Origin of the sequence: Streptomyces yatensis (assembly GCF_018069625.1) — a bacterium.
Classification (GTDB): Bacteria; Actinomycetota; Actinomycetes; order Streptomycetales; family Streptomycetaceae; genus Streptomyces; species Streptomyces yatensis.
This window is the reverse complement of sequence record NZ_CP072941.1, coordinates 6047548-6060718: the sequence shown is the minus strand read 5'-3', so window position 1 is coordinate 6060718 and position 13171 is coordinate 6047548. Positions and strand designations below refer to the sequence as shown.

Genomic DNA, 13171 nt, shown 5'->3' with positions numbered 1-13171 from the left:
CCGTCATGACCGACTCTCTCGACTCCCGCGGCTCCCGCGACGCCACCGACTCCCGCGCCGCCCTCGACTCCCTCGTCGAGAAGCGCTCGATCGACGTCGTCCCGGACGCGGAGCGCCATGGCACCGCCTTCAGCCAGTTCACCCTGTGGCTCGGCGCGAACCTCCAGATCACCGCCGTCGTCACCGGCGCGCTGGCCGTCGTCTTCGGCGCGGGCGCCTTCTGGTCGATCATCGCCCTGCTGCTCGGCAACCTGCTCGGTGGAGCCGTCATGGCGCTCCACTCGGCCCAGGGCCCCCGGCTCGGCCTCCCCCAGATGATCTCCTCCCGGGCCCAGTTCGGGGTCCGGGGCGCGATCGTCCCGCTGCTGCTGGTCATCGTCATGTACGTGGGCTTCTTCGCCAGCGGCAGCGTGCTGGCGGGCCAGGCGGTCGGCGAACTCACCCATCTCGGCGACACCACCGGCATCATCATCTTCGCCCTCATCACCGGTGTGGCGGCCGCCGTGGGCTACCGCCTGATCCACACCCTGGGCCGGATCGCCGGCGTGGTCTGCGCCCTGGCCTTCGTCTACCTGGGCATCCGGCTGCTGGACCGCACCGACCTGGCCACCCTCCTCCACGACCGGACCTTCGACTTCCCGCTCTTCCTCCTCGCGGTGTCGCTGTCCGCCTCCTGGCAGCTCGCCTTCGGCCCGTACGTCGCCGACTACTCCCGCTACCTGCCGCGCGCCACCTCCCCCAAGGCCACCTTCTCCTGGACCCTGGCCGGCACCGTCCTCGGCTCGCAGTGGTCCATGACCTTCGGCGCCCTCGCGGCCGCCGCGGCCGGCCACGCCTTCGTCGGCAACGAGGTCTCCTACATCGTCGGCCTCGGCGGCGGCGCGGCCGTGATCACCTCACTGCTCTACTTCGTCATCGCCCTCGGCAAGCTGACGATCAACGTCCTGAACACCTACGGCGGCTTCATGTCGATGGTGACCAGCATCAGCGGCTTCCGCGGCAACGCCACCCTCTCGCCGCGCGGCCGGGCCGCCTACATCGCCGGGATCATGGTCGCGGGCACGGCGGTCGCGCTGCTCGGCAAGGACAGCTTCCTGTCGTCCTTCAAGGACTTCCTGCTGTTCCTGCTGACCTTCTTCACCCCGTGGAGCGCGATCAACCTCGTCGACTACTACGCCATCGCCAAGGAGCGCTACGACATCCCCGCCCTCAGCGACCCGGACGGCCGCTACGGCGCCTGGCGCTGGAAGGCCCTCTCCACCTACGCGGTGGGCGTCCTGGCCCAACTCCCCTTCCTGTCAACGCACTTCTACACCGGCCCCCTCGTCGCCCCGCTGGGCGGCGCGGACATCTCCTGGCTCGTCGGCCTCGCCGTCCCCGCCGCCCTCTACTGGCTCCTGGCCCACCGGGACACCGCTCACGTTCCCGACCACATGATCCTCGCCCCGGGGCCGACCCCCGACCGCCCGTACGCCACCGAGCCCGGGTGACGGCGAGGCCCCCGGGTGACCGCGGGGCCCCCGGGAGCCAGGGACCGGGTCAGGCCGGGGGCAGGAGCTTCTTCTGGGGCTTGCCCATGGCGTTGCGGGGCAGGGCCTCCAGGAAGCGGACCTTGCGGGGGCGCTTGTGGACGGAGAGCTGGGTGGCGACGAAGTCGATCAGCTCCTGTTCGCCGATGCCGTCGGCCACGACGTAGGCGACGATCTCCTGGCCCAGATCCTCGTGCGGGGCGCCGACGACGGCGGCCTCGCGGACGGCGGGGTGGTCCAGGAGGGCGTTCTCGACCTCGCCCGCGCCGATGCGGTAGCCGCCGGACTTGATCATGTCGGTGGAGGCGCGGCCCACGATGCGGTGGAAGCCGTCCGGGTCGACCGCGGCGATGTCGCCCGTGCGGAACCAGCCGTCCTCGGTGTACGAACCGGCCGTGGCCTCGGGCCGGTTCAGATAGCCGTCGAAGAGGGTGGGGCCGGTGAGCTGGAGTTCGCCGATCTCGGCGCCCTCCTCGGTGGCGATCCGGGTGCGGATGCCCGCCAGCGGGGTGCCGACGTAGCCGGGGCGGCGCTCGCCGTCGGCCCGGGTGGAGATCGTGATGAGGCTCTCGGTCATGCCGTAGCGCTCGATGGGGCGCTGGCCGGTGAGCCGTTCGAGGTCGCGGAAGACCGGGGCGGGCAGCGGGGCGCTGCCGGAGACCAGCAGCCGGGCGGAGGCCAGGGTGCGGGCGGAGTCCGGGTCCTGGACGATCCGGTTCCAGATCGTGGGCACCCCGAAGTAGAGGCTGCCGCCCGCGGCCGCGTACGCCGCCGGGGTCGGCTTGCCGGTGTGGACGAGGCGGCTGCCCGTGCGGAGCGCGCCCAGGACGCCCAGCACCAGGCCGTGCACATGGAACAGCGGCAGCCCGTGGACCAGGGTGTCCTCCGCGGTCCAGGCCCAGGCCGCGGCGAGCCCGTCCAGGTCGGCGGCGACCGCCCGCCGGGAGATCAGCGCGCCCTTGGGCGCCCCCGTGGTGCCCGAGGTGTAGAGGATGAACGCCGTGGACTCCGCGTCCGGCTCCGGCTTCGTCCACGCGGCCCGCTCGGCCGGGTCCACCGGGACGGTCTCGATCGGGGCCTCCACGGCCTCCCCGGTGAGCAGCAGGGTGGCGCCCGAGTCCCGGAGTATGTGGTCGCGTTCGGCCGGGCCGGAGTCCGGCGGTACGGGCACCACCGGCACCCCGGCCAGCAGCGCGCCGACCACCGCGACCACCGTCTCCGGGGTCGCGGTCGCCCGGACCGCGACGACCGGCGCACCGGCGATACGGGCCGCCACCGCGCCCGCGGCACCGAGCAGTTCCTCGCGCGAGAGGGAGCGGCCGCCGACGCTCAGCGCGTCGGGGCGGTCGCCGCCGGGCGCGGCGAGGGACGTGAGGAGAGGTGCGGTCACGGAACTGACTCCTTCCACAGCGGGCCGGGGGTACCAGGGTGTACCTCTTCGCGCCCGCGCGTCTTTCGGGGGCTAGCCCTACCGACAAAGCGTCCCCGCGACCGTACCGTCATTGAGTATGGACGCCCGTGACCCGGATCTGAAAAAAGAACTCGACGCGGCCCTGCAGACCCGTAAGGAGCTGGGTGCGGAGTACGAATCGGAACTGGTCGACTCCTTCATGGACAAAGTCGAGCAGCGCTTCAACGATACGGCGGACCGGCATGTCCGCCGCCAGCTCGCCGAACAGCAGATGGCGGCGGCCCGCGGCACCCGCCCGTACGCCACCGGCACGCATGCGGACCAGGCCCATGGCATGGGCGTCGGCGAGCGCTTCGCCTTCGTCGGGATCTCCTTGGTGCTGGCGATCCCGCTGTCGGCGATCGGCGTGGTGAACGAGGGTCTGCCCGGCCTGCTGATCACCTGGGCGGGGATCTTCGGGGTCAACGCGGTCCACGCCGCGGGGGGCTTCTCCTGGCTGCGGCGGGGCCGTGGGGCGTCCGCCGACAGCGAGGAGGTGTAGCCGGCCGGGCCCCGGCGGGGTAGCCGACCCGCGCCCCGGCGGGTTACGGCCGTACCGGCGGGAGTGTGGGTATTACGCCTGCTCCGCGGTGACGATCCGGGGCAGGTCGAATGCCGTGACGGCGGGGGGATCGTCGCACTTCTCGACCTCCACCAGGCATGTCTGGGCCACCGAGCCCTGCGCGAGCCGTGAGGTGCCCTTGTCGAGCGTCACGACATTCGGATTGCCGTGTTTCTCCAGGCTCCCGGGCACCCCCGGTTCCATGGGGTCGTACCACGAGCCGGTGGAGACCTGGACCACTCCGGGCAGCAGGTCCGGATCGCAGCGGACACCGGCGAGGAATGCTCCCCTGTCGTTGAAGACCCGCACCACATCGCCGTCGGCCAGTCCGCGGGCCGCAGCGTCCCGTGGGGTGATGTGGAGCGGTTCACGGCCGCCGATCTTGGCCTTCCGGCTCAGCGGGGCGTGGTCGAGCTGGCTGTGCAGCTTGTTCTTCGGCTGGTTGCTGAGCAGGTGCAGCGGGTAGCGCTCGGCGAGCGCCCCGCCGAGCCACTCGGCCGGCTCGATCCAGGAGGGGTGCGGAGGGCAGTCGTCGTAGCCGAAGGACCGGATCGTCTCGCTGAACAGCTCGATACGGCCGGACGGTGTGTTGAGCGGAGCGGCGTCCGGGTCGGCACGGAAGTCCGCGAACAGCGCCGGCTCGGCCTCCCGCACCGCGAACTCGTAGGCCTCGCCCTTCCAGAAGCTGTCGAAGTCCGGTGGGTCGAAGCCGCGCTCCTCAGCGATGAGCCGCGCCTCGTCGTACATATGGCGCAGCCACTGCATCTCGTCGCGGTTCTGGTGGTACGCGAAGCCGAAGCCCAGCCGGTCGGCCAGTTCGCCGAACATGTCCAGGTCGTTGCGTGACTGGGCGTACGGCGGCACGACCTGGTGCATCGCGATCCAGTACTTGCCGTGCGCGGGAGCGGCGATGTCGTTGCGCTCCATCGTCGTCGTGGAGGGCAGCACGATGTCGGCGAACCTGGCCGGCGGATTCCACCACTGCTCGTGGACGATCACCGTTCCCGGCCGCTGCCAGCCCTCGAGGAACCGGTTGAGATGCAGGTTGTGGTGGAACGGGTTGCCGCCGGCCGAGTAGATCACCTCGGTGTGCGGCAGGTCGATGACCTTTCCGTTGTACTCGAGCCGGCCTCCCGGGTCGAGCAGCGCGTCGTTCAACCGGCCCACCGGCACCCGGAACGGCACCGGATTGCGGCCGATCGGCTTCGTCGGACGGGGGATGCCTGCCGGGCGGGCCAGGTTGCTCCCGCTCAGCGCGCCGAACCCGATGCTGAAACCGCCGCCGGTCAGGCCGATCTGACCGAGCATCGAGGCCAGCGCGACCGTCATCCACACCGGCTGCTCACCATGGTCCGCGCGCTGTACCGACCAGCTGGTGTTGATCAGCGTCCGGGTCCCCGCCATCCGCCGGGCCAGTCCGGTGATCGTCGCCTCGGGCACTCCGGTGATCCGTGACGCCCAGGCCGCGTCCTTGGGGACTCCGTCGTCCAGGCCGAGCAGATAGCGCTCGAACTGTGGATAACCGGAGCAGTAACGGTCCAGGAAACCGGCGTCGTGCTGTCCCGTGGAGACCAGAGTGTGGGCCAGGCCGAGCATCATCGCGGTATCGGTATTGGGGCGGATCGGCACCCATTCCGGACCGGCCGAGTCCATCACATCCGCGCGGGACGGACTGATGTTGACGACCTCGATGCCCGCCTGCCGGGCTTTTGCGTACCAGTGGGCGTTTTCGTGGTTGACCGCGCCGCCGTTATCGATCTGGGTGTTCTTCACATGCGCGCCGCCGAACATCACCAGCAGCCGGGTGTGGCCGATGATCTCATTCCAGCGCACCACGAGATGCGGGATGTCGGCCCGCCCCATGACATACGGCATGACCCCCGCCGCGGCGCCGAAGCTATGGTCACCTGCCTTCTCGGTGAAGCCGCCGAACAGCGACAGAAAGTGCTTGAGCGTGCTCTGCGCGTGGTGCAGACGGCCGGCACTCGCCCAGCCGTAAGAGCCGCCATAAATCGACTCGTTCCCGAACTCCTCCCGGGCTTCCAGCAACGCTTCGCAGATCAGCTCGTACGCCTGGTCCCAGCCGACCGGGACAAAGCCTTCCGCGCCGCGGCCGCGGCGGCTCGCCTTACGCGAGCGCAAATAGCCCTCACGGACATACGGGCGGTCGATACGCAGTCCACCGTGCACGACATCCGGCAGGCTGCGCTGGATCGGGGAGGGGTCCGGGTCGAAGGGCACTCCGCCGACGGACAGAACTCGGTGCGTCTCCGGATCGGTCTCGACCCGATAGACACCCCAATGTGACGCCGTCTGCGTGGAATTTCCCGCCCTGTCGCCCATAAAGTCTCCCTTGCCTTTCCGGCGGTACGCACGGTACGTGCGGTATACACGCGCGCCGCCTGATCAGTCTAAGCCTCGATCCAGGTGCGTCACGAACGCCAAAAGGGGTTTACATTCATCGCTCGGCGCGCATCAACGCCTAGGTGGTTATCGAGCGTTATCCCGGAATTTTCGCGCAACGAGCGCCAAAAAGACTGCGCGGGGACCGCCGCACCCCGGTGCTGGGCACCGAGGGCGGGACGACGGCGGTCCCCGCGGGGGACGCGGGCCGGGTCAGGGCCGGACTTCCGCGTCCAGGCGACCATGGAGGTCCGGGAGCCGCTCCGGAGGTCCTGTCGCCTCATCCTGGGTGTCGGTGTCGTCCTTCCGACACCCACTAATCTGCCGGAGCTGTGTTAACCCTGTGCTGCGGGCGCGTGACACGTGCGTACCACTTCCCCGAAGCCCTGGCGGGCCTCCCCCGGAGGGCGAGTTGGGCCCCGTTGAGCCCGCTGCTGTGCGCTTACTTGACGCCGCTGGCCAGGTACGCCAGCAGGTCCTGCCGGCTCACCACACCCTTCGGCTTTCCCTCCACCAGCACGATCGCCGCGTCCGCCGTGCCCAGCACCGCCATCAGGTCCTCGACCGGCTCACCGGAGCCGACGTGCGGCAGCGGCGGGCTCATGTGCTTCTCCAGCGGGTCGGTCAGCTCCGCGCGGCGGGCGAACAGGGCGTCCAGCAGCTCGCGTTCCACCACCGAACCGATGACCTCGGCGGCCATCACATCCGGGTGCCCGGCGCCCGGCTTGACGATCGGCATCTGCGAGACGCCGTACTCCCGCAGGACGTCGATGGCCTCGCCCACCGTCTCGTCGGGGTGCATGTGGACCAGCGAGGGCAGTCCGCCCTGCTTGCCCTGGAGGACGTCGCCGACGCGCACCGAGGGGCCGTCCTCCTCCAGGAAGCCGTAGTCGGCCATCCACTCATCGTTGAAGATCTTGGACAGATAGCCACGGCCGCTGTCGGGCAGCAGCACGACCACCACATCGTCCGGGCCGAGCCGCTCGGCGACCTTCAGCGCGCCCACGACCGCCATGCCGCAGGAGCCGCCGACCAGCAGCCCCTCCTCCTTGGCCAGCCGCCGCGTCATCTGGAAGGCGTCCTTGTCGGAGACCGCGACGATCTCGTCCGCGACGGTCTGGTCGTAGGCGGTCGGCCAGAAGTCCTCACCGACGCCCTCGATCAGATACGGGCGGCCGGAGCCGCCGGAGTAGACCGAGCCCTCGGGGTCGGCGCCGATCACCTGGACCCGGCCCTCGCTCGCCTCCTTCAGATAGCGCCCGGTGCCGGAGATCGTGCCGCCGGTGCCGACGCCCGCGACGAAGTGGGTGATCTTCCCGTCGGTCTGCTCCCACAGCTCGGGGCCGGTGGACTCGTAGTGGGAGAGCGGGTTGTTCGGGTTGCTGTACTGGTCGGGCTTCCAGGCCCCCGGCGTCTCGCGGACCAGCCGGTCGGAGACGTTGTAGTACGAGTCGGGGTGCTCGGGATCCACGGCGGTGGGGCAGACCACCACCTCGGCGCCGTAGGCCCGCAGCACGTTGATCTTGTCCGTGGACACCTTGTCCGGGCAGACGAAGATGCACTTGTAGCCCTTGCGCTGGGCGACCATGGCGAGGCCCACGCCCGTGTTGCCGGACGTCGGCTCGACGATGGTGCCGCCCGGCTTGAGCTCACCGGAGCGCTCGGCTGCCTCGATCATCCGCACCGCGATCCGGTCCTTCACCGAGCCGCCGGGATTGAAGTATTCGACCTTGGCCAGGACGGTTGCCCGGATGCCCTCGGTCACGGTGTTGAGCTTCACCAGCGGGGTGTTGCCGACCAGCTCAATCATCGATTCGTAGTACTGCACACCTGCTCCTGGTCCGGTTCCGCGGGATCTCCGCGTCGGGGCGGCCGCCGTCGCGGCGCCGTGCTGTCAGCTTATTGCGCGCCTGCGCGCTGCGGCCCGTGCGTGGGGAGGAAGCCCGTGCTCGGGGAAGAAGGCTGTGCTCGGGGAAGAAGGCTGTGCGTTGGGAGGAAGGCTGTGCGGGGCAACAAGTTGTTAGCGAGGCGTACAAAGGAGAAAGAAGCGCGTGCGCGTGCGGACGGAGGTGGGCTGGACCCATGTCGATGTCGAGGGCGAGGGTGGCGCGGCGGATCGCGGCCGCGGCGGCGTACGGGGGCGGCGGGATCGGGCTGCTGGGCGGGGTGACCGCCGTGTTGTTGCTCACTGAGGTGTCCCATGCGAAACGGGTCGTGGGCGGGTCGGACGACCCTCCGCCGCGCGCGGACGGCCGATATGGCTTCGCCTTCGCCCGCAGGACCGGCCAGCCCCCACTGCGGCTGGCCTTTCTCGGCGACTCCACGGCCGCCGGACAGGGCGTCCACCGCCCTAGTCAGACACCGGGCGCGCTGCTCGCCTCGGGGCTCGCGGCGGTCGCCGAGCGCCCGGTGGACCTGCGGAACGTGGCACTGCCGGGGGCGCAGTCCAGCGATCTGGAGCGCCAGGTCACGCTGGTGCTGGAGGATGCGGAGCTGCTCCCCGACGTATGCGTGATCATGATCGGGGCCAATGACGTCACCCGCCGGATGCCGCCCGCCAAGTCGGTGCGGCTGCTGTCGGACGCGGTGCGCAGGCTGCGCGAGAGCGGCTGCGAGGTGGTGGTGGGCACCTGTCCCGACCTCGGCACGATCGAGCCCGTCTATCAGCCGCTGCGCTGGGTTGCGCGGCGGCTGAGCCGACAGCTGGCCGCCGCGCAGACGATCGGGGTGGTGGAGCAGGGCGGGCGTACGGTCTCGCTGGGCGATCTGCTGGGCCCCGAGTTCGCGGCCAATCCGCGCGAGCTGTTCGGCCCGGACAACTTCCACCCCTCGGCGGAGGGGTACGCGACGGCCTCGATGGCCGTTCTGCCGACCCTGTGCGACTCGCTGGGCCTGTGGCCCGAGGAGGCCCCGGAGACGCTCGACGAGGGCATCCTGCCGGTCGCCACGGCGGCGGCCGAGGCGGCCGCGGAGGGGGGCACCGAGGTCACGGCGGCTCGGGGCCCCTGGGCTCGGTTGCTGCGGCGTCATCGGCCCGCGACGAGGGAGCCGGCGGCCGTGTCCGGCTCCACGGACACCTCGTCCCCGAGCCCCCCGCCCCCGTCGGGCTGCTGACCCCGGCCAAGCCCGGGCCCCTGGGCTAAGCGGCCTCGATGACGTCCGGTGCGGTTCGGGTGCGCCCCGAAGGGGCGCGGGGAACTGCGCGACCAGCCACGACACCGCCGCGGATGAACGACCGCACCTCACGGCACTTCCCGCGAGCGCTTAGCGGCTCGGGTCCCTGGACCAGCGGCGCGGGCCCCTTCGGTGGGAGCTGGTCTGCCCGGCCGGGCGCGAGTCTCGCCTCGCGCCTTCGGCGCAATTGAGCAGCGGCGGCGGACGTGCCCCGCCGAGCCCTCGCCGCCGACCGCCGGGCCGCAAGGGCAGAGGCCGGTGGCGGCCCCACCGCCGGGACCGAGGCAAACGCCGGACAGCGGGCAGTGCCGCGCCGGGCCCGCGCCGCCGCCGGACCGGAGTCGGCGAGGGCCGGTGGCGGCCTCCGCCGGCGGGGGTCAACGGCAGCGCCGGACAGGAGGAGGTGCCGGGCCGGGCCCGCGCCGCCGGGCCAGTAGCAGCCTCTGTGGCCGCGCCCCGGCCGCCATGTCCCTCCAGGGCGGACTGATTTGCCCGGCCGGGCGCGAGTCTCGCCTCGCGCCTTCGGCGCAATTCAGCAGCGGCGGCGGACGTGCCCCGCCGAGCCCTCGCCGCCGACCGCCGGGCCGCAAGGGGCAGAGGCCGGTGGCGGCCCCCGCCGACGGGGCCAAGGCCGACGCCGGACAGCGGGCCGTGCTGGTCCCTCGCCACCGGCCGCCAGGGTGGGCAGCCTCCGTGGCCCGGGCGCCAGGCCGACACCGGACAGCGGGCCGTGGCCGGCCGGGCCCTCGTCACCGTCCGCCGAGTGGGTGGCAGCCTCCGTGGCCCGGGGGGTGGGGTATCCCTCTCGAAATCGCTTGATGAATTAGTTGCACCAGATCAAGTACTGGGCGCGCCGGGGGCGAGGGCGTCGGCCCCGGAATCGGCCGCCCGCCCGGGTAGCGGGCGCTCGGCCCATATTCAGGGCCCGGGGGCACTGGGCCCCGGGCGGGCGGCGCCCGGGGGCGTATGGGCGCCCCGTGGGGCGTGAGACGAAGCGTCGCGGGCGACGCCAACCCGGGGGCGCTGAGCGTACGCTTGGAAAAAAGAGTTCCGCGTCACAGCCCGCACCCCGTGACCCTGTCGATACGTGCAGGTAACTTCCCTCACAGTCCCAGCCCGCACCCCCGCCCCCATGGAGCCGTGATGCCCGAAGCAGTGATCGTCTCTGCAGCCCGTTCTCCCATCGGCCGCGCCTTCAAGGGATCGCTCAAAGATCTGCGCCCGGACGACCTCACCGCCGAGATCATCCAGGCCGCGCTCGCCAAGGTCCCCGAGCTCGATCCGCGCGACATCGACGACCTGATGCTCGGCTGCGGGGCGCCCGGCGGTGAGCAGGGGCACAACCTGGGGCGGGTCGTGGCCGTGCAGATGGGGATGGACCACCTCCCCGGCTGCACGATCACCCGCTACTGCTCCTCCTCCCTCCAGACCTCGCGGATGGCGATGCACGCCATCAAGGCCGGCGAGGGCGACGTCTTCATCTCGGCGGGCGTCGAGATGGTCTCGCGGGCCAAGAAGGGCACCTCGGACGGGCTGCCGGACACCCACAACCCGCTGTTCGCGGACGCCGAGGCCCGTACGGCCACGCGCGCCGAGCAGGGCGGCGAGGACTGGCACGACCCGCGCGAGGACGGCCTGCTCCCCGATGTGTACATCGCCATGGGCCAGACCGCCGAGAACCTGGCCCGACTCAAGGGCGTCACCCGCGAGGACATGGACGCGTTCGGCGTCCGGTCCCAGAACCTCGCCGAGGAAGCCATCAAGAAGGGCTTCTGGGAGCGCGAGATCACCCCGGTGACCACCCCGGACGGCACGGTCGTCAGCCAGGACGACGGCCCCCGCGCGGGCACCACCCTGGAGGCCGTGCAGGGCCTGAAGCCGGTCTTCCGCCCCGACGGCCGGATCACCGCGGGCAACTGCTGCCCGCTCAACGACGGCGCCGCGGCGCTGGTGATCATGTCCGACACCAAGGCGCGGGAGCTGGGCGTGACCCCGCTGGCCCGGATCGTGTCGACCGGCGTCTCCGGCCTCTCCCCCGAGATCATGGGGTACGGACCGGTCGAGGCGTCCAAGCAGGCGCTGGCCCGCGCCGGGATGTCGATCGGCGACATCGACCTGGTGGAGATCAACGAGGCGTTCGCCGCGCAGGTCATCCCGTCCTACCGCGATCTGGGCATCGACCTGGACCGGCTCAACGTCAACGGCGGTGCGATCGCCGTGGGCCACCCCTTCGGCATGACCGGCGCCCGGATCACCGGCACGCTGATCAATTCGCTGCAGTTCCACGACAAGCAGTTCGGCCTGGAGACCATGTGCGTCGGCGGCGGCCAGGGCATGGCGATGGTCATCGAGCGTCTGAGCTGAACCGGCCTGAGCCGGGCGGCCGAGCCCGGCCGAGCCGCTGGACCGATCCGGACCGGGCCGGGGGGCCCGGCCGCCCCGCGTCTGAGACACTGGTTTCGATCGAGCCGTGACCGAATCTCCCCCAGGATGTGACAAAGGTCCTGGGGGAGAGCCGTCTGCCCAGCTCAGCACCGGTGACCAAAGGCCCTTCCGGTACCGAATTCTGTCCATTTGGTGATGGTATGCACTGACGTCGGGAGGCGATAAGCCTCAAGCTGAGGTAGGAATTCGGGGGATCAACAGCCAACCGGGAGTACGTCAGTGAGCCCCACGACTCTTGCCCTCCTCCTGGCCGCGGTGACCGCCACGGCCGTAGGGGCGGCCGCCCTGCACACCGCGCGCGGTATGCGCCGGCAGATCTGTGAGCTGCGCGCCGAGCTCGCGGCCACCGTCGCCGCCGGCGCCCGGGCGGCCGGAGGCGGCGAGGAGAACGGCGTGACGGTGCCCGCACCCCGCGCCACCCCGGCCGCCGAGATACGCGCGGCCGTGGCCGAGGCGCTCGCCGAGGAGCGGGAGCGCGAGCTGGCCGAGGCGCGGGCCTTCTGGGCCGCCCAGGAGGCCAGGGACTCCGCCGGAACGGCCGACGCCCACTCCCTGCTGGGCGGGGCGGGCGGATACGGCGAGGACTCCGCCCAGGACGCGCAGCTCTTCGTGCCCCGCCAGGCCGATCTGGCCGGGCTCGAACCGCTGCTCGGCCTGGACGCGCTGGGTCCCGAGGCCCTGGACTCCGCCGGGGACCAGGAGCCCGAGGTCGAGGCCGAGGTGGAGCTGGAGCTGGGCGTCGAGCCGGAGCCGGCGGCCGAGCCCCGGGAGTCGGCCGAGCTCGCGGCGGCCCGCCGGCGCCATCCGTCCCACCCCGACTTCTCCCCGTCGTCACCCGTGGCCGACCACGACCGTACGGTGACCCGGATCACCGAGCTGGCCGACGCCCGCACCCCGCTGTCCGATGTGCGCCCCGGGCCCCTCGGCACCCTCGATGTCTATGTCTTCGCCGACGGCACCACGATCTGCATGACCCCGGGCCACCGCGAGACGGCCGACCGGCTGGCGGACGCGCTGCGCGAGGGCACCACCCCGGTGCTGCTCGGCGGCTCCGGCGTCTCCGGTGCGTATGCGCTCACGTTCGGTTGCGGCGAGGACAATGTGTACGTCCTGGCCGACCGCGTCATCGCCTCGCTGTAAGGGCAGCCCCCGGCCTCCGGCCGGCGCTCTCAGACCCCGCAGCGCCGGGCCGTCTCCACCACCAGCGCCACCGCCTCGGTGACCCCCTGCGCCGCCCGGCCGCCCCCGGAGCCGCCCGGCGCACGCTCCAGCGCATGCACCAAGTCATGTCCGGCCACCGCGACCTGGTCGGCGATCACGAACAGCCCCGCGTCCGGCATGGTCCGCGGCGGGGTTCCCGGCTCCTCCAGGCGCTGTGCGCGCGCCGACAATTCCCTGGCCAGCGCCAGCCCTTCGGCCGCCGCGCCCGCGCGAAGCCGGGATTGCGGAAGGGCCCGCAGCCGGTCGGCGAGCCGGTCGACGGCGGTCAGGAGGGGGGTCGTATCATCCACGCTCCGAGCGTATGCGCCACTGAGGGACTGTTGCCAACGGGCGAACACTCAGGCACGGTGAGCTGAAGGAAACCCGGGCCATGGACCCGGGGGCCGG

Annotated in this window: 9 protein-coding genes; 5 read left to right on the top strand and 4 right to left on the bottom strand. The window is 71.6% G+C overall.

All coding sequences use genetic code 11. From position 1 onward, the window contains the following. Positions 1 to 5: 5 nt before the first annotated feature. A complete protein-coding gene (locus J8403_RS25505) occupies positions 6 to 1490 on the top strand; it encodes a purine-cytosine permease family protein (RefSeq protein WP_211125199.1) in 1485 nt (494 codons plus the stop codon). 49 nt (positions 1491 to 1539) lie between these two features. Here the strand turns inward: J8403_RS25505 and J8403_RS25500 are convergent, their stop codons facing one another. Next, the gene (locus J8403_RS25500; RefSeq protein WP_211125198.1) at positions 1540 to 2919 is read right to left on the bottom strand and encodes an acyl-CoA synthetase; all 1380 of its coding nucleotides are present in this window, start codon (positions 2917 to 2919) and stop codon (positions 1540 to 1542) included. Positions 2920 to 3037: 118 nt separating this feature from the next. On the opposite strand from J8403_RS25500, the gene J8403_RS25495 reads away from it, so the two are divergent. After that, entirely contained in the window at positions 3038 to 3481 is a 444-nt protein-coding gene (locus J8403_RS25495; protein WP_211125197.1) for a hypothetical protein, read from the top strand. Positions 3482 to 3553: 72 nt separating this feature from the next. On the opposite strand, the gene J8403_RS25490 is transcribed toward J8403_RS25495, so the two are convergent. Beyond that, complete coding sequence (locus tag J8403_RS25490; RefSeq protein WP_211125196.1) at positions 3554 to 5884, bottom strand: molybdopterin-dependent oxidoreductase; 2331 nt, start codon at positions 5882 to 5884, stop codon at positions 3554 to 3556. Between the two features lie 502 nt (positions 5885 to 6386). Beyond that, the gene (locus J8403_RS25485) at positions 6387 to 7772 is read right to left on the bottom strand and encodes a cystathionine beta-synthase (RefSeq protein ID WP_211125195.1); all 1386 of its coding nucleotides are present in this window, start codon (positions 7770 to 7772) and stop codon (positions 6387 to 6389) included. Between the two features lie 254 nt (positions 7773 to 8026). On the opposite strand from J8403_RS25485, the gene J8403_RS25480 reads away from it, so the two are divergent. The 3 genes from J8403_RS25480 to J8403_RS25470 all read left to right on the top strand — a co-directional run bounded on the left by J8403_RS25480 (position 8027) and on the right by J8403_RS25470 (position 12703). Next, positions 8027 to 9058 (top strand): SGNH/GDSL hydrolase family protein, encoded by a 1032-nt coding sequence (locus J8403_RS25480; RefSeq protein WP_211125194.1) that lies wholly within the window; start codon positions 8027 to 8029, stop codon positions 9056 to 9058. 1203 nt (positions 9059 to 10261) lie between these two features. Further along, a complete protein-coding gene (locus J8403_RS25475) occupies positions 10262 to 11482 on the top strand; it encodes an acetyl-CoA C-acetyltransferase (protein ID WP_211125193.1) in 1221 nt (406 codons plus the stop codon). Positions 11483 to 11782: 300 nt separating this feature from the next. Further along, positions 11783 to 12703 (top strand): hypothetical protein, encoded by a 921-nt coding sequence (locus J8403_RS25470; RefSeq protein ID WP_211125192.1) that lies wholly within the window; start codon positions 11783 to 11785, stop codon positions 12701 to 12703. A 29-nt stretch (positions 12704 to 12732) separates the two neighbouring features. Here J8403_RS25470 and J8403_RS25465 read toward each other — a convergent pair whose 3' ends face one another. After that, positions 12733 to 13074 (bottom strand): hypothetical protein, encoded by a 342-nt coding sequence (locus J8403_RS25465; protein ID WP_211125191.1) that lies wholly within the window; start codon positions 13072 to 13074, stop codon positions 12733 to 12735. Positions 13075 to 13171 lie beyond the last annotated feature (97 nt).

Excerpts from the sequence above, each read along its gene's own strand:
- J8403_RS25480 (WP_211125194.1), top strand. The coding sequence starts at position 8,027 with ATGTCGATGTCGAGGGCGAGGGTGGCGCGGCGGATCGCGGCCGCGGCG.
- J8403_RS25475 (WP_211125193.1), top strand. The coding sequence starts at position 10,262 with ATGCCCGAAGCAGTGATCGTCTCTGCAGCCCGTTCTCCCATCGGCCGC.
- J8403_RS25505 (WP_211125199.1), top strand. The coding sequence starts at position 6 with ATGACCGACTCTCTCGACTCCCGCGGCTCCCGCGACGCCACCGACTCC.
- J8403_RS25495 (WP_211125197.1), top strand. The coding sequence starts at position 3,038 with ATGGACGCCCGTGACCCGGATCTGAAAAAAGAACTCGACGCGGCCCTG.
- J8403_RS25490 (WP_211125196.1), bottom strand. The coding sequence starts at position 5,884 with ATGGGCGACAGGGCGGGAAATTCCACGCAGACGGCGTCACATTGGGGT.